Consider the following 15498-nt stretch of genomic DNA (forward strand, 5'->3'; position numbering starts at 1 on the left):
ACGGCGCCGGGCGTCCTCGGATCGGCAGTCGAGTGCCGAGCTGATGCGCCAGCTCCACGCCCTGGGGCTCGACCTCCAGGACGGACTGCACGGGCGGGGCGCCCCCGCCGCGGCCCGACGCCTGCGGCGGCTGCTCGCGGTGGACGGGGTGGTCCTCGCCGACCTCGACGGACCCGTCGCCGCGCACGGTCGGCGCGTCGGACCGGCGGACCTGGACGGCCTGCTCGCCCAGGTCTTCGAGTACGGGGGCGGTGCGCGCGGCCGTCTGCCCGACGGCGCCGCCGTGTACGCGGCCCCGCTCATGGTGGCCGACGAGCTGTCCGGCGCGCTGGTGGCCGTGGGCGACCCCGTGGAGGCCGACGTGGAGGCGGCCGCCGCCCTGGTCGCGGAGCACCTGGACCACGCGGCGCTGCGCCGGGCCCGCGCGCGGATCGCCGCCGCCGACCTGCGCTCGCTGCGGGCGCAGATCTCGCCCCACTTCGTGCACAACGCGCTCGCCGTGATCGCCGCGCTGGTGCGCACCGACCCCGACCGCGCCCGCCACCTGCTGTCCGACTTCGCCGACTACCTGCGCTACGGGTTCTCCGACAAGGGCGACTACGCCACGGTCGCCGACGAGCTGGAGGCCACGCAGACCTACCTCGAACTCCAGCGCGCCCGCTTCCACGACCGTCTGGACATCACCGTGCGGATGGCCCCGGAGGTGCTCCCGGTGGCCGTGCCCTTCCTGGTGGTGCAGCCGGTCGTGGAGAACGCCGTCCGGCACGGTCTGGAGCGCAAGGAGGGGCGCGGGCACATCAGCGTGTCCGGCTACGGCGAGGGGCCGCTGTGCGTCATCGAGATCGAGGACGACGGCGTGGGCATGCACCCCGACCTGGCACGGTCACTGCTGGCGGGCACCGGCCCGCCGTCGCGCGGGGTCGGGTTGGCCAACGTCGACCAGCGGCTGCGCGCCGTCTACGGTCCCGAGTACGGTCTGGTGATCGAGACCGCGCTGGGAGAGGGGACGAAGGTGACCGTGCGCGTGCCGAGGTTCACCCGGGGGGTGGTGGCGCCGTGAGGGCTCGGCTCAGGGTCCTGGTGGTCGAGGACGAGGCGTCGACCCGGCAGGAGATGGCCGCTCTGCTCGGGGACATGCCGGAGGTGGCGGAGGTCCTGGTCGCGGAGAACGGAGCGACCGCGGTGCGGCTGCTGGGGACCACCTCGATCGACGCGGCCTTCCTCGACATCCTCATGCCCGGGCTGACCGGCATGGACGTGGCACGGGTGCTCAGCGTGCTGTCGGAGCCGCCGTCGATCGTGTTCGTGACCGCCTCCGAGGCGCACGCCGTGGAGGCGTTCGGGATCGGCGCCGTCGACTACCTGCTCAAGCCGATCCGGCCCGAACGGCTGGCGGAGGCGGTCGGCCGGATCGCCCAGCTGCGGCGGCCCGCCGACGCGGCCCCGCCAGCCGAGGACCTGCACGTGGTGCAGATCGACTCCGGTCGGCGGACGGTGTTCGTCAAGCGCGACGACGTGCAGTTCGTCGAGGCCCAGGGCGACTACGTGCGCCTGCACACCGCCGACGGCACGCACCTGATCCGGCTGTCGCTGTCCTACCTGGAGGAGGTGTGGGCGGCGGCGGGGTTCGTCCGCGTGCACCGGGGCTACCTCATCGCCATCCCGTGGGTGCGGGACCTGCGCGTGACCTCCTCCTCCGGCCTGGTGGCGGGTACCCCGGCCGGTGACGTCCCGGTCAGCCGCAGACACGGCCGCCACCTGCGCGAGCAGCTGATGGAGGCGGCCCGGCGCGACCAGCTGGGGCGGGCCGCCAACGCGCGCGGCGGCGGGCGGGGCGGGTCCCGGGACGGCGACGACCAGCGGTCGACGCCGTGAGCGCGCGGCGGGAGAAGCTGACCAGCCCGCAGACGCGGGTGGCCCTGGCGCGGGGCAACCGGCCGGTGCAGCACCTGCTGCCGATACCGGAGCCGGTGGACACGGAGCGGGCGCGGCGGCTGTTCCGCGCCCAGCGGCGGATCGCGGTGCGCACGGTGGCGCTGCTGTCGCTGCTGCTGTTCGGGATGAGCGGCGCGTTCGCGCTGTTCCCGGTGCTCGGCCGGGTCCGGTGGGCGCAGCTCCCGGTGTCGTGGCTGCTGTTGGCGGTGGTGGTCTATCCGCTGCTGTTCGGGTTGGCGCTGTGGCACGTGCGCGCGGCCGAGCGCGCCGAGGAACGGGAGCGGCCGGGCGGGGACGGGCGGTGATCTCCGTCCTGGCCATCGGCCTGGTGCTGCTCGCGAGCCTGGTGATCGGCGTCTACGGTGTGCACGCGGCGCGGTCGGCCTCGGACTTCCTCGTGGCCTCGCGGCGGGTCGCCCCCCACTGGAACGCCATGGCGATCGCGGGGGAGTACCTGTCCGCCGCCTCCATGCTCGGGCTGGCGGGGCTGGTGCTCAAGAACGGGCTGGGCGCGATGTGGTACGCGGTGGGGTTCACCGCGGGCTACGTGGCGGTGGTGGCGCTGGTGGCCGGGCCGATGCGCCGGTCGGGCGCCTACACCGTGCCGGACTTCGCCGAGTACCGGCTGGGCGCGCCACGGCTGCGGAAGCTGTGCGGCCTCGTGGTGCTGGTGATCATGCTGCTGTACCTGGTTCCCCAGTTCAAGGGGGCCGGAGTGGTGCTGTCCCTGGTCAGCGGAACGCCGTACTGGGTGGGCGTGGTCCTCGCGGGGCTGGTGGTGAGCGGGGCGATCGCCGCGGGCGGCATGCGGTCGGCGACCTACGTCCAGGCCTTCCACTACGTGGTCAAACTGACCTTCCTCGCCGTGCCCGCCGTGTACCTGGTCGTGGTCTCGGGCGCCGACACCCGGGCCGAGGCCCTGCACCCCGAGTGGGGGACGCGCTTCCCCGAGGCCACGCCGGTGGAGTTCACGGTGGGCACGCGATTCGACCTGGAGGCGCCGGTGACCGTCACCGAGCCCTCCGGCGCGGAGGTGGAGCTGGCGGCGGGCGAGCACACGGTGGCGGCGGGGACCGAGTACGTGTTCCCGGCGGGGGCGGGTGTGCCGCACCCGGCGGGCCTGCCGGAGCTCGGCGGCGACCTGTGGAGCACGCCCCTGCTGGGCGCGGGCGGGTTCCCGCTGTTCGAGACGTGGTCGACGCTGCTGGCCGTCACGCTCGGCTGCATGGGGCTGCCGCACGTCATCATGCGCTTCCACACCAGCGCGACCGCGCACGTGGCCCGGCGGGTGGGCGTCGGCGTGATCGCGCTGCTGGGGCTGTTCTACCTGTTCCCGACGGTGTACGGACTGCTCGGCCGGGTGCTCACGCCCCAGCTGGTGCTGCTGCGCGGCACCGACACCGTGGCGGTGGTCCTGCCCGCCGAGGCCGCGCCGGGGACGGCGGGCACCCTGCTGACGGCGCTGGTGGCGGCGGGCGCGTTCGGCGCGTTCCTGTCGACCTCGTCCGGGCTGCTGCTGGCGCTGGCGGGCGGGTTGTCGCACGACCTGTTCCAGGGCAGCGTGCCCCGGCTGCGGCTGGCGGTGGCGGTCGGGGCCTGCGTGGCCGTGCTCCTGGCGCTCCCGGTGCAGGGCATCGACATCAACGTGCTCGTGGTGTGGGCGTTCACGGTGGCGGCGTCGACGTTCTGTCCGCTGCTGGTGCTGGGGATCTGGTGGCGGCGGCTGACCCTGCCGGGGGCGGCGGCGGGGCTGGTCGTCGGCGCGGTGACGGCGACGGGCGCGGTCGGGTGGTCCATCCTCATGGACACCCCGCCCGGGTGGCCGACGGTCCTGATGGCGCAGCCCGCGGCGTGGACGATCCCGTTGGCGTTCACGACGATGGCGGTCGTCTCGCGCCTGACCCGCCCCCCGGACTGGGCCGAGCACGCGGTGCTGCGTCTGCACTCCCCCTGAGCCGACTCCGGGCACCGGTCCGGCGAACCGGCGGTTTCGGGGGTACGGCCTGGCCGGAACGCGTACGATCACACCACGCCCCGGCCACGCCACGAGGAGTAACATGCCGCCCTCCCGACGTGCACTGTCCGCCCTGACGGCCGTCAGCGGGCTCGTCCTGGCCTGCTCCGCGGCTGCCGCGACCGCCCAGGACGCCGACGGCCCCGTGTCGGTCGGCCCGTCGGGGGTGCGCGTGGAGGGCGGCGCGGCCAGCGTGGACGTGGGCCCCGAGGGGGTCGACGTGGCGGCGCCGGACACGCGGATCCAGGTGCGTGCGGGGTCCTACGTCCTGGTGTGCGCGAACGGGGTGCGCGTCATCGTGCGCGCCGGTCAGGCCCCGCCCTGCCAGCCCGCCGACCCCGAACCGCCCGCCCCGGAGCCGCCGGCCCCGTCCGACCCGGAGACGCCCGTCGAACCCGGGCTCCCCGGCGAACCCGAGCTCCCCCGCGAGCCCGGGGACCCCCGGCCGCCGTCCGAGGTCGGGCGGGAGGGGGCCGCCCCCGACACCGCCTCCCCGGCGCCCGCGCCCGCGGAGCCCGAGGAGGCGACGCCGTCGGAGGCCCCCGTGGCGGAGGCCTCCGCGTCCCCGGCGCCCGTGCCCGAGGGGCCCGAGTCCGTCCGCGAGCAGATCCTCGCGGACACGTCCGCCCCGGATGGGCAGGGGCCGTCCGGAGCCTTCACCCCCACGCGCACCATGGTGGTCGTCGGGGTCGTCGCCGCCCTGGCCGCCGCCGGTTCGGGCCGGGCGGCGGCGCGGCGGACGGGCTGACGGACCGGGGCTCAGCGGGCGTCGAGGGTGCGGTCGGTGCGCTCGAAGGCCGCCAGGGTGTCCTCCATGCCCCCGGAGTCGGTGGCGAGGACGTCGTTGTACGGCGTGCCCAGGTAGAACAGCAGGGCGATGGTGCCGAAGACGAACGCCAGGTTGACCGCCGCCCAGAAGTAGGCCACCCGCGCGCCCGGCCTGACCATGGCGAACGGCAGCACGGCGACGGCCACGCCGGAGACGACCGCGATCACCATCAGGACGGGCGGGACCGTGTCGCCCGCCGCGTCCGCCCGCTCGATGCGGGCGTCGCTCAGGTTGGTCAGCTCCTGGCGGGCGGTCAGCCGGTCGAGGCCGTCACCCGTGTCGGAGACGGAGAGGACCCGGACGGACGCGGCCAGGTCGGCGAGCGCCTCGTCGCCCTCGGGGCTCAGCTCACCGGACCGCACCATCCGGGGCCAGTCGTCCTCCACGACCGTGGTCAGGTAGGCGCGCAGCTGCGATCGGACGTGCTCCCCCTCCTCGACGGGGAACGCGGTGGTGCTCCAGTACAGCGACTGGGCCGCGCCCGCCTCGGAGACCGTGCCGTCCTGGGCCGCCTTGAAGTCCTCCCAGCCGATCACCACGCCCATCGCCGCCGCGACGAGGTAGAGGGCGAGCGCGCACGGGGCGACGACGACGCCCACGGCGCCGCCGGAGTACTCGTCGCTGACGCCGAATCTCCAGACGGCGAGCACGGCGCCACCGACCATGGCGATCAGCACGGACAGGACGAGAAGGAACGTCACGGTTTCCCCCCGGGGGATGGTGGTGGGTCAGTGCACCATGCGTAACACGGGCGGGATCGCCGCCGGGGTGAAAAGGGGGAACGCCCCGGTTTGTCGGCCGAGCACCGGCGTCGGGTGTTCGCGGAGCGTCGGGGGCGATGGGGTCTACCCTGGTGAGTACCGGTACCCGTGCACAGCGCCGTCGGGGGAACAGCGCCATGGCGACCTTCAGGATCAACGAGGGGTTCAGCGACACCGTCGACGTCGAGGCCGACCACTTCATGACCGTTGGCATGTTCGTCGACTTCACCAAGGAGGGCATCGGCGTGGTCTTCCGCATCGCGGCTGACCGGGTGCGCACCATCAGACGCGTCGAGGACTGATCGCAGGGCCCGGAGACCCACGGCTCCGCGGGCCGTGCCGGTCCGAACGCCCAGGGCGGGTTCGGCCAGATCGCGCCTGCGGGCAGCGGCGCCCGGGACACGACGAAGGGGGCGCGGGTGCCACAGTGCCCGCGCCCCCTTGGGGCCGATCCCGCGTGCGGAAGGCGGGATCGGCGCAGACGGCTACTGGCCGAGTCGGTCCAGCAGTGCGTGGTACTCGTCCCAGAGCTCGCTGGGAAGGTGGTCACCGAAGGTCTTGAAGAACTCGGGGACCAGGGCGGCCTCCTGCTTCCAGATGTCGCGGTCGACGGAGAGCAGGAACTCCAGGTCCTCGGCGGACAGGTCCAGGCCCTCGGTGTCGATCCCGTCGGGCGTCGGCACGTTGCCGATCGGGGTGCTGACCGCGTCGGCGCGGCCCTCCAGGCGCTCCACGATCCACTTGACCACACGGCTGTTCTCGCCGAAGCCGGGCCAGACGAAGCGGCCGTCGGCGTCCTTGCGGAACCAGTTCACGTAGAAGATCGTCGGCAGCTTGGCCTGGTCGGCCCCCGCGCCCACGCGCAGCCAGTGCGCGAAGTAGTCGCCCATGTTGTAGCCGCAGAACGGCAGCATGGCGAAGGGGTCGCGACGCAGCTCGCCGACGGTCCCCTCGGCGGCGGCGGTCTTCTCGGAGGAGACGTTGGCGCCCAGGTAGACGCCGTGCCGCCAGCTCAGGGACTCGGTCACCAGCGGGACCGCGGTGGCGCGGCGGCCGCCGAACAGGATCGCCGAGATCGGCACGCCCGCCGGGTCCTCCCACTCGGGGGCGATGGTCGGCGCCTGCCCGGCCGGGGTGGTGAAGCGGGAGTTCGGGTGGGCGGCGGGCTCCGCGGAGTCCGGCGTCCAGTCGCGGCCCTTCCAGTCGGTCAGGTGCGCGGGCGGCTCCTCGGTGAGGCCCTCCCACCAGACGTCACCGTCGTCGGTCAGGGCGACGTTGGTGAAGATGCTGTTGCCCCACAGGGTCTCGACGGCGTTGGCGTTGGTCTCGACGCCGGTTCCGGGCGCGACGCCGAAGAAGCCCGCCTCGGGGTTGATCGCGCGGAGCTGGCCCTCGGAGTCGAAGCGCATCCAGGCGATGTCGTCGCCGACGGTCTCGACCTTCCAGCCGGGGATGGTCGGCTGGAGCATGGCGAGGTTGGTCTTGCCGCAGGCGCTCGGGAAGGCGGCGGCGATGTAGTGCGACCGCCCCTCGGGCGAGGTGACCTTGAGGATGAGCATGTGCTCGGCGAGCCAGCCCTCGTCGCGGGCCATGGCCGAGGCGATGCGCAGCGCGTAGCACTTCTTGCCGAGGAGGGCGTTGCCGCCGTAGCCGGACCCGTAGGACCAGATCTCGCGCGTCTCCGGGAAGTGGGAGATGTACTTGGTGCTGTTGCACGGCCAGGGCACGTCCTGCTGGCCGGGCTCCAGCGGCGCGCCGACCGAGTGGACGGCCTTGACGAACTCGCCGCGCTCCTCGATCAGCCGGAGGGCGGCCGACCCCATGCGCGCCATGATGCGCATGGACACCACGACGTAGGGGGAGTCGGTGATCTCGACGCCCAGCTGGGAGATGTCGCCGCCGAGCGGGCCCATGCAGAAGGGCACGACGTACATCGTGCGCCCGCGCATGGCGCCCCTGAAGACCTCGCCGAAGGTGGCGCGCATCTCGTCGGGGGCGATCCAGTTGTTCGTGGGGCCCGCGTCCTCCTCGCGCTCGGAGCAGATGAAGGTGCGGTCCTCCACGCGGGCGACGTCGGTCGGGTCCGACGTGCAGTAGAAGCTGTTCGGCCGTTTCTCGGGGTTGAGCCGGGTGAACGTGCCCTGTTCGACGAGCAGGTCGGTGAGACGGGTCCACTCCTCGTCGGAGCCGTCGCACCACACGACCGCGTCCGGCTGCGTGAGCTCAGCCACGTCGCGCACCCAGGAGACGAGCTCCTCATGGTCGGTCGGGGCGACACCCACATCGATACCCACGTCAGTCACAGCCGCTCCTCTTCGAATGTCGAGATCTCTCGCATCATGAACGACGACGACCCGTAGTGACCAATTGGTATAGTCCAATGGTCTAATCGACTGGACGTGAAGCTTCGGATTCCGCTGCGCAGCAAGGGGTTCGGGCCGCGCGCCGACGCGCCGGAGACCGCCCTGTGAGACCGTGTGCGGAGCCGGGCACGCGTCACTTTTCCCAGCACACAGGGCAAGTGCCCCACCAGCCCCACCTGCGACGACACACCGTGCTGTTCGTCACACGACGATCTCCGGCCGTCGGGAGGAGTCCACGTGGCCTCGACCGCTAGACCTCTCGCCCCGGACCCGGCGTCACGCCCCCCGGTTCTCCCAGGTGGGGGCGGACGGCCCCGGCTCGGGCCCCGGGAGGGACCGGGAGCACTCCCGGCCGTCGTTCAGGCAGTCGACCACGTCGGCCATGAGCTCGCGCGGCATCACGTTGATGTGGTCGGAGTGGTCGGTGATCGGGTCGTGCCGCTCCTCGGGAAAGCCGTCCACGGCGAAGTTCGGCCCGTCGGGCACCTGGTACACCAGCGTGTGGCGCAGGCGCGGCACAGCCGTGAACCCGTCGGGGCAGCCGCCGTCCTCCTCCGGGAAGACGATGTGCGAGCGGTTGTCCTCGCTCTCGATGTTCTGACCGTCCCAGCAGCTGGGGAAGTCGAAGACGCGCACGACGTCGCTGCCCTCGGGGCAGAGCGGGTAGCGGTCGGGGAACGCGCGGTCCTCGAACCCCGTGCAGGTCCACTGCGCGTTGGCGTTCGCGCCGTTCTGGGTGCCGGCGCGGGCGCTGCCGGTGATGATCTGCAGGAACCCCGGCATCCCGACCACCGGCCCGCGCGCGTTGCCGAGGAACTCGACGGTCACCGACGACGGGACGAGGATCCGCCCGACGTTGCCGTCCAGGCCGCCGCCCGGCCGGTCGGCGTCGTCGTCCTCCCCGGTGGTGTCGCGCAGCACCGGCCAGTAGTGCATCGACCGGTCGCCGCCCGCACAGGTCGTGTCCCCCCGAGCGAGGATCGCGTTGTTGACGGCGACGTCGTCGGTGAACCGGTTGACGTCCTGGTTCCCGACGTAGTCATGGGTGTGCTGGGCCCCGTTGGGCACGCCGGGAGCCACGATGACGTTCTCCGAGTTGCGCAGGCCGTTCGCGTTGACGCCGCAGTCGACGGTGAACCCGCCGGTGGACGCGAACCGGCCGGGTGCGGGATCGCGCTCTCGCGGCGGGGCCTGTCGGATGTCGGCGAAGTCCTCCTCGAAGGGGCCGCGGTCGCGACGGCCGTCGCCGCGGCCGGGGTAGCGGTCGACGGGATCGCGGCCGGGGCCGCCCTCCCCGTTCGACGCCAGACTTCCCTCGGTCGGGGAACCGCCGCCGCCGAGGACCACCGTCACCGCCCCGGCGGCCAGCAGCAGGGCCGCCACCGCGCCGAGGACGCGGTTCCGGTTCCGCGCGCGGGACCGCCTCGACGGTCGTGGCCGCGATCGTGGACGCGGTCGTTCGTTCGCCATGCTCGTACTCCTCAGTGTTCGGGCGCGCGGTGCGCACCGCGCGCCAGCGGGATGGACACGGAAAAAGGGGGGCGGGGCCCGAAGGGGGCGGGCGCGATGAGGGAGGGCCGGGCGCGCCGGGCACCCCTCCGGGCCCCTGTGGGGAGTGGATCGTGAGAGTCCGCCCGGGTCAGGGCAGTGGGCGCCGTTCCGGAGGACGCGGCGCGGGCAGCTCCTCGTACTCGACCAGGCCGGTGCTCTCCAGCAGCGTGATGTGCCTCAGCACCATGAGCATCCCGTGCTGGCAGAAGGAGCGGACGAGCTCGTTGCGCGTTCCGGCCCGGACCTCGGCCAGGACCGCGAGGACCCCGCCGTGCGCGGCGCGCAGCCGGTCGGCGAACACCTGGTCGAACTCGGCCCCGGACAGTCCGGACAGCTCGTCCATCCAGCGCTGCTGGTCCGGGTTGGGTGTGTTGGGCAACCGCACGTCGAGCTGGGCGGCGATGTCGCGCACCTGCTCGTCCATGAGCGTGTGGTCCTCGGCGAGGATCGCGCCCACCTCACGGACCCGGTCGAGCTGGGCCCGGTCCCGGGCCTGCTGGCCCACGGGGATCTCCCACAGACCGGCCTGGCGCACCTTGATCAGCGCGTCGACGTCGGCCGGGCCGAGCGGGCCGAACTCGGTGCTGACCCAGTCGTTCCAGAACACGCCCGCGACACTCGTGGAGCCGTTCGGAGCGATCATGAACACCGTCATCGAGGCGACGACCAGGAAACCGACCACGCCGAGGAGCTCGATCGAGCGGGGGGACCGCCAGCGCGCCCGTCCCCTGAGGGAGGAGGCGTCGGGGTCGGCTCGGTGCGTGCCCTCGGCGCGGCGCGGCGTGCTGCGCGGAGCCATCGCGATCAGGTCCCGGAGCGAGCGGGGAGGTCCGGGACCGTCACGCGGTGGGAGGGCGGCGGCCGGTCGTCGCCGCCGTATCCGTAGCCGTCCGTGCCGTCGGCGTCGGCGGAGTCGCCGGCCCCGTCCTGGGCCGCGGTGACCATCCCGCCGTCGGGCGCGACGACGTACCAGGTGTCGGCCACGCCCTGGCCGTTGACCTCGCCCGGGGCGGCGTCGCCGACGTAGGTGTACAGCGGCCATCCGGAGTAGGCCACCTGCAACGACCCGTCGTCCCGCTCCATCGTGGCGACGAGGTCGGCCGTGGCCGCGCCCTCGACGCTGACGGGCGCGCCGTCGTCGCCGACGTCCAGCGGCGGCCAGTTCTCGGCGCACCCGTCGACGCAGGAGGACTGGTTCCGCGCGTCGTCGGCGAACCGGTAGAGGACGTTGCCGTCCCCGTCCGTGAGGATGTCGCCGAACTGGTCGTCCCAGACGGTGCCGAGGGCGATGACGTCACCGCCGCCGCCCGTGTCCGGTTCGGACGCGCCGTCGTCGGCGGGGGCCTCCTCACCGGTGGCGCCCCCGCCTGCGCCCCCGGCGGGGACGGGGGCGGCGGAATCGTCGGTGGAACATCCGGTGACCAGGAGGAACAGGGTCAGGCCGAGGGCGGTGGCGCCCTTCACCTCTGTGTTCACAGGTCTCTCCCATCAGGCTGGATTACCGGGCGTCTTTATCTGACCGTGATAGCCCGGCTGCCGGACAGTATGGCCCCGAACATCGACTCGCCCGCCATTCTCGTACGCACGATTTCCCCGATCTCACTTCTGAACTGGGGTTTCGGCGGACGAAAAAAACCACACCAGGGTCTTGACAACCGGGAACCGCCGAAGGAAAACCCGCGAACACCTGGCGGAGACCGCCCGCCGGTGCTACCTTCGGCCGCCACGAGCGCGACTCGCGAACCTCCCACCATTTCGGCCGCGCCGTGCGGAACCACACCGCGCGGTGCTGAACAGAGGTGGACAGCATGTTCGAAAGAAACCGCAGATCACGCGGAAGTGCGCTGGATATCAGACATCTGATACGCAGCCGTCGACCACACCGCCCACACCCATGGAAGTGGGTGTCCGTGCTGGTGGGAGTGGTCGCGGCGAACACCCTTCTGGCCCTGATCACACCCGAGAGCCTCGCGGTGACACGCGTCGTCCAGGATCTCCTCTGGACCTATTCGGGCGCGATATCCCTTGTCGGACTCACTGTGACAATGACTCTTGGCATAATCGCCACGGACCGCATTATCAGCACTCCACGCCTGCGAATAGTCCACCAATCATCCCACAAGTCGGCGGCTCTGCTTTCCCTGGGCTTCCTCCTTCCGCACGTCATCCTGCAGATTTCGTTCACCCGACTGAACGCGGCCAACGCGGTGCTCCCGTTCGGAGTCGACGCGGCGGTCGCGTACGGGATCATCGCCACCGATCTGTTGATCGTCGTCACCGTCACGGGAGCCCTGCGCGGACGGTTCGCCGAGGCCTCCCGTTCGTGGCTGTGGCGCGCGATCCACCTGACCGCCTACCTCTGCTGGCCGCTGGCCCTGGTGCACGGGTTGACGGTGGGACGCGCCCCCGCCGCCTGGGTCGTGGTCGGCTACCTGCTGTGCCTCCTGGCCGTCTGCGCCGCCCTCGTCCTACGGCTGGTGGTGACCGTGCGACCCGAGCTCGACGCACGGGGAGGCGACCGGGCCGCCTCCGAGGTCCTGGCACCGCCCGACTCCGCCCCCGCCCCGACACCCGCCGCCCGCCCGTCCCCGCACCCGGAGGGACACCCGTGATCACCCTGACCATCGGCCGCCCGCGGCTGACCCTGGGACTGGACGAGCACCAACGCGTCGACCACGACACCCACGTACGCCTGCACGGCGAACTCCCCGAGATCACCGCCGACGACCTCGTCGTCCTCGCCGAACTCGGCGCCCTCCGCGGGTGCGGGGGCGCCGGGTTCCCCTTCGCCCGCAAGCTCCGCTCCGTGCTGCGGTCCGCGTTCCGTCGGCGGACGCCCGCGCGCGTGGTGGTGAACGCCGCCGAGGGCGAGCCCGGGAGCGCGAAGGACCGGATGCTGCTCCAACGCCTCCCCCACCTGGTGCTCGACGGCGCCGAGCTGGCCGCCCGGGCCCTCGGGGCGTCCGAGGTGGTCGTGGGGGTCGCCGACCGCCGTGTGCCCGGCGCCGACGAGGACCCGGCCCAGGAGTCGCTGCGCGCGGCGGTGGCCGAGCGCCGGTCGCCCCTGGTCTTCCGGATGGTCCGGACACCGCACCGGTTCGTGTCCGGACAGGCGGGCGCCCTCGTCCAGGCCGTCAACGGCGGGGCGCCGATCCCGCCCGGCGAGCCGCGGCGCGCGAGCGAGAGCGGGGTCGCGGGCCTGCCCACCCTGCTGTCCAACGCCGAGACCTTCGCGCACGCGGCGCTGCTCGCCCTCGGCGGCGCCTACCGGTACTCGTCGGTGGGGACCTCCGAGCAACCGGGCACGATCCTGCTCACGGTCGGCGGATCCGTCGTCGTGGAGGCTCCCGCCGGAACCCCTCTGGTCCAGGTCCTGCACATGTGCGACGTCTCCCCGGGGCAGGCCGTGCTCGTCGGCGGCTACCACGGGTCGTGGCTCGCCCCCGACGCCGTCGCCCGGGCCAGCCTGTCCCGCGAGGGGATGGCGGAGGTGGGCGGCGCCCTGGGCGCGGGCGTCGTCCTGCCCCTGTCCGGTGCGACGTGTCCGTTGGGGGAGGTCGAACGGGTGCTGCGCTATCTGGCCGGGGAGAGCGCGGGGCAGTGCGGGCCGTGCGTGCGCGGGCTGCCCGCCCTGGCCGAGTCGTTCGCCGCGCTGGTCGGCGGCGGGGGCGAGCCGGAGTCCGTGCTGACGGCGGCGGAGGTGGGCGAGGGCAAGGGCGCCTGCGCCCACCCCGACGGGAGCGCGGTGTTCGCGCGCAGCGCGCTGGCGGTGTTCGCCGAGGACGTGTCCACGCACGCGCTCACCGGAGGATGCGGGCGGCCCGTCGCCGGTGAGCTGCCGCTGACGGACGAACCGGCGGACCGGAGGGCCCGGCTGCACCTGGACTGGTCGCGCTGCGACGGCCACGGCCTGTGCGCCGACCTGCTGCCGGACCTGGTGCTGCTCGACCGGAACGGCTACCCGCGGGATCGGGACGTCCTCGTCCCGGACGCCCTGGTGGGCGACGCGGAACTGGCCGTGCGGATGTGCCCGGAACTGGCGCTGCGCCTGCGCGCTCGCGGGTGAGCGCGTCGGCGGGCGGAGGAGCGGCGGAGGCCGCGGGGGTCGGGCCGGGGCGGTGCGAGGGCCGCGGGGCCGGGGTCAGCGCAGTATCGCGACGGGCCCCCTGGCGCCGTGCAGGACCGAGTGGCTCACCGAGCCCAGCAGGAGCCCGCGCACGCCGCCGCGCCCCCGGGAGCCGACCACGATGAGGTCGGCGGGGGTCGCCTCCTCCAGCAGCGCGACCACGGGGTGGGCCCGCACCACGCGCGGGGTCGCGGTCACCCCCGGGTGCCGCAGGCGCGCGTCGGCGATCTCCTCCTCCAGGGACTGGCGCGCGGCCTCGGCCGCCGTGGTGTCGTCGAACAGCTCGGGCGGGATGGGGCCCGTGGCCGCGGCGAAGGCGACCAGGGGCTGCCAGGCGCAGACCGCGACCAGTTCGGTCTGGGCGAACTCCGCCTGGGCGAAGCCGAACTCCACCGCCCGGCGGCTGGGCTCGGACCCGTCGACCCCGACGATCACCCGCCCCCGGACGCCGTGCGCGGAGGCGTGTTCGTGCGGCATGACCACGACGGGGACGGGCGACCGGGCGGCCAGTTCGATCCCCACCGACCCCACGAACGCCGCGAGGAACCCGCTGAGCCCGCGCGACCCGACCACGACCGCGGCGGCGTCCGGGGCGGCCGCCTCCACGAGCAGGGCGTCCAGCGGACGGGCGGACGACAGCCGGGGGTCCACCTCCAGCTCCGGGAAGAGGCGGGACACCCAGTCGGCGGCGTACGCCAGCAGCCGCTCGGCCGTGGAGGTGTCGGCCCCGCTCACGGCCTGGGGCTCCTCCCCGGGAACGGGAGCGGCGAACACGCCGACGGTGGCGGGGGAACTGGCCGCGACGACGATCCGCAGCCCGAGCCCGCGCAGCACGGCCTGGTGGGCGGTCCACTCCAACGCGTGTCTGCTGGAGTCGCTGCCGTCCACACCCACGATCAGCCACCGGGTCGTGGCCGCACCGTCCATCACGTGTGCCTTTCTGTCGGTCATACCCATGACAGCGCGGTTCCCGACGGTCCCGCGCGCGGTGTCTGGTCCTTTTCTCACCCCGATCATGGCGCGCCAACACACACCTGTGGATAACGGTGCCGCCGCGAGTTGGGTGACGTAGGTTCGAAAACGAGCCGCTTTCCGTCGGAGGACGGAACGCGAACACGCCCGGCCACGTCCCATGGAGGAGTGAGAGGGCCGTCAGCGGAACCGGAGGGCGCCATGCCTGACACGAGCACCGCGAGTCTGCACTGGGACTACCGCGACGGAAGGGTCGCCGCCGTGGCCGCGGCCGTGGTCTTCAGTCTGTGGGTCGCGGAGATCGTCCTCCCCGGGGGCGGCGCCGCGCAGGGCGCGCTGGCCGAGCCGGGGACGACCTTCGGCCGTTTCCTCGACAGCACCCACCGCATCGCGTCGATCCTGGTCATCGTGGCGGCGGCGCTGGGGCTGTCCCTGGGCGCGAGACAGACGCGGCGCTGGCTGCGGGTCTCCTGGTGGTCGATGGCGGCCTTCGGCGCGATCTCCCTGACCACGTCGCTGATGCCGGGCCCGTGCCGGGTGTCCACGGACGTCGCGTGCGCCGCGGAGGCGCTGGCCGAGGGCGTGCACGGGGCGTCGGTCGCGCAGGCGCTGCTGTCGGTGGCGGCGGTCGTCGCGGCGCTGCTGAGCGTCGTCGCGCTGGCGGTGAACCGGTGGCGCGCGAGCGATCCCGCGTGGCTGTTCGTAGCGGTCATGGCCGGGCTCCAGGCGGTCACGGCCGTGGCCGTCCTGGTCCTGGCGGGGATCCGGTTCTGGTCCGCGGGGGACGGGGATCCGGGGGTCGCGCTGGGGCTGCTGGAACGGGCGCACCTGGTGACCGTCGCGCTCTGGCTGCTGGCCGCGGGGATCATCCCCGGCCAGTGGAGACGGACGCGCGACGGGCGGGCGGCGCGGGCCGCGAACTGACGCCCGCGCGGGCCGCCATCCCG

The 15498-nt window shown here is 73.5% G+C and carries 15 protein-coding genes; 9 read left to right on the forward strand and 6 right to left on the reverse strand.

The features are described 5' to 3' along the window. Window positions 1-43: 43 nt before the first annotated feature. The 5 genes from AB0I72_RS02320 to AB0I72_RS02340 all read left to right on the forward strand — a co-directional run bounded on the left by AB0I72_RS02320 (window position 44) and on the right by AB0I72_RS02340 (window position 4697). Window positions 44-1060 (forward strand): histidine kinase, encoded by a 1017-nt coding sequence (locus AB0I72_RS02320; protein WP_358561902.1) that lies wholly within the window; start codon window positions 44-46, stop codon window positions 1058-1060. Beyond that, window positions 1057-1875, forward strand: a complete 819-nt coding sequence (locus tag AB0I72_RS02325) for a LytTR family DNA-binding domain-containing protein (protein WP_358561905.1) — start codon at window positions 1057-1059, stop codon at window positions 1873-1875. The genes AB0I72_RS02320 and AB0I72_RS02325 overlap by 4 nt, the downstream gene beginning before the upstream one ends. Then, complete coding sequence (locus AB0I72_RS02330) at window positions 1872-2240, forward strand: hypothetical protein (protein WP_358561908.1); 369 nt, start codon at window positions 1872-1874, stop codon at window positions 2238-2240. The genes AB0I72_RS02325 and AB0I72_RS02330 overlap by 4 nt, the downstream gene beginning before the upstream one ends. Continuing rightward, window positions 2237-3889 carry a cation acetate symporter gene (locus tag AB0I72_RS02335; protein WP_358561910.1) on the forward strand — a complete coding sequence of 551 codons (1653 nt, stop codon included), beginning with the start codon at window positions 2237-2239 and terminating at the stop codon, window positions 3887-3889. The genes AB0I72_RS02330 and AB0I72_RS02335 overlap by 4 nt, the downstream gene beginning before the upstream one ends. 103 nt (window positions 3890-3992) lie before the next feature. Beyond that, entirely contained in the window at window positions 3993-4697 is a 705-nt protein-coding gene (locus AB0I72_RS02340; protein WP_358561912.1) for a hypothetical protein, read from the forward strand. A gap of 11 nt (window positions 4698-4708) precedes the next feature. On the opposite strand, the gene AB0I72_RS02345 is transcribed toward AB0I72_RS02340, so the two are convergent. Continuing rightward, window positions 4709-5443 (reverse strand): hypothetical protein, encoded by a 735-nt coding sequence (locus AB0I72_RS02345; RefSeq protein WP_358562799.1) that lies wholly within the window; start codon window positions 5441-5443, stop codon window positions 4709-4711. Between the two features lie 233 nt (window positions 5444-5676). Here AB0I72_RS02345 and AB0I72_RS02350 point away from each other — a divergent pair, with 233 nt between their 5' ends. Next, complete coding sequence (locus AB0I72_RS02350; RefSeq protein WP_358561915.1) at window positions 5677-5841, forward strand: hypothetical protein; 165 nt, start codon at window positions 5677-5679, stop codon at window positions 5839-5841. A 183-nt stretch (window positions 5842-6024) separates the two neighbouring features. On the opposite strand, the gene AB0I72_RS02355 is transcribed toward AB0I72_RS02350, so the two are convergent. The 4 genes from AB0I72_RS02355 to AB0I72_RS02370 all read right to left on the reverse strand — a co-directional run bounded on the left by AB0I72_RS02355 (window position 6025) and on the right by AB0I72_RS02370 (window position 10929). Continuing rightward, window positions 6025-7833 (reverse strand): phosphoenolpyruvate carboxykinase (GTP), encoded by a 1809-nt coding sequence (locus tag AB0I72_RS02355; protein ID WP_358562801.1) that lies wholly within the window; start codon window positions 7831-7833, stop codon window positions 6025-6027. 345 nt (window positions 7834-8178) lie between these two features. Beyond that, window positions 8179-9372: a DUF1996 domain-containing protein gene (locus AB0I72_RS02360; protein ID WP_358561918.1), complete on the reverse strand. Its 1194-nt coding sequence runs from the start codon at window positions 9370-9372 to the stop codon at window positions 8179-8181. A 169-nt stretch (window positions 9373-9541) separates the two neighbouring features. After that, the gene (locus AB0I72_RS02365) at window positions 9542-10252 is read right to left on the reverse strand and encodes a DUF4142 domain-containing protein (protein WP_358561921.1); all 711 of its coding nucleotides are present in this window, start codon (window positions 10250-10252) and stop codon (window positions 9542-9544) included. Between the two features lie 5 nt (window positions 10253-10257). Further along, entirely contained in the window at window positions 10258-10929 is a 672-nt protein-coding gene (locus AB0I72_RS02370; RefSeq protein ID WP_358561923.1) for a hypothetical protein, read from the reverse strand. Window positions 10930-11498: 569 nt separating this feature from the next. Between AB0I72_RS02370 and AB0I72_RS02375 the strand changes: the two genes are divergently transcribed. Next, window positions 11499-12065 carry a hypothetical protein gene (locus AB0I72_RS02375; RefSeq protein WP_358561926.1) on the forward strand — a complete coding sequence of 189 codons (567 nt, stop codon included), beginning with the start codon at window positions 11499-11501 and terminating at the stop codon, window positions 12063-12065. Continuing rightward, window positions 12062-13519, forward strand: a complete 1458-nt coding sequence (locus AB0I72_RS02380) for a ferredoxin (RefSeq protein ID WP_358561929.1) — start codon at window positions 12062-12064, stop codon at window positions 13517-13519. Before AB0I72_RS02375 ends, AB0I72_RS02380 begins: the two co-directional genes overlap by 4 nt. Before the next feature lie 75 nt (window positions 13520-13594). Here the strand turns inward: AB0I72_RS02380 and AB0I72_RS02385 are convergent, their stop codons facing one another. After that, complete coding sequence (locus tag AB0I72_RS02385; RefSeq protein WP_358562803.1) at window positions 13595-14506, reverse strand: universal stress protein; 912 nt, start codon at window positions 14504-14506, stop codon at window positions 13595-13597. Window positions 14507-14752: 246 nt separating this feature from the next. On the opposite strand from AB0I72_RS02385, the gene AB0I72_RS02390 reads away from it, so the two are divergent. Further along, a complete protein-coding gene (locus AB0I72_RS02390; RefSeq protein WP_358561931.1) occupies window positions 14753-15475 on the forward strand; it encodes a DUF998 domain-containing protein in 723 nt (240 codons plus the stop codon). Window positions 15476-15498 lie beyond the last annotated feature (23 nt).

The sequence above is a fragment of the Nocardiopsis sp. NPDC049922 genome (genome assembly GCF_040660275.1).
Classification (GTDB): domain Bacteria; phylum Actinomycetota; class Actinomycetes; order Streptosporangiales; family Streptosporangiaceae; genus Nocardiopsis.

Bases quoted from the DNA above. Each gene is read 5' to 3' on its own strand.
- AB0I72_RS02390 (WP_358561931.1), top strand. From the start codon at position 14,753: ATGCCTGACACGAGCACCGCGAGTCTGCACTGGGACTACCGCGACGGA.
- AB0I72_RS02365 (WP_358561921.1), bottom strand. From the start codon at position 10,252: ATGGCTCCGCGCAGCACGCCGCGCCGCGCCGAGGGCACGCACCGAGCC.
- AB0I72_RS02350 (WP_358561915.1), top strand. From the start codon at position 5,677: ATGGCGACCTTCAGGATCAACGAGGGGTTCAGCGACACCGTCGACGTC.
- AB0I72_RS02340 (WP_358561912.1), top strand. From the start codon at position 3,993: ATGCCGCCCTCCCGACGTGCACTGTCCGCCCTGACGGCCGTCAGCGGG.
- AB0I72_RS02385 (WP_358562803.1), bottom strand. From the start codon at position 14,506: ATGGACGGTGCGGCCACGACCCGGTGGCTGATCGTGGGTGTGGACGGC.
- AB0I72_RS02360 (WP_358561918.1), bottom strand. From the start codon at position 9,372: ATGGCGAACGAACGACCGCGTCCACGATCGCGGCCACGACCGTCGAGG.
- AB0I72_RS02345 (WP_358562799.1), bottom strand. From the start codon at position 5,443: ATGGTCGGTGGCGCCGTGCTCGCCGTCTGGAGATTCGGCGTCAGCGAC.
- AB0I72_RS02375 (WP_358561926.1), top strand. From the start codon at position 11,499: ATGACTCTTGGCATAATCGCCACGGACCGCATTATCAGCACTCCACGC.
- AB0I72_RS02320 (WP_358561902.1), top strand. From the start codon at position 44: ATGCGCCAGCTCCACGCCCTGGGGCTCGACCTCCAGGACGGACTGCAC.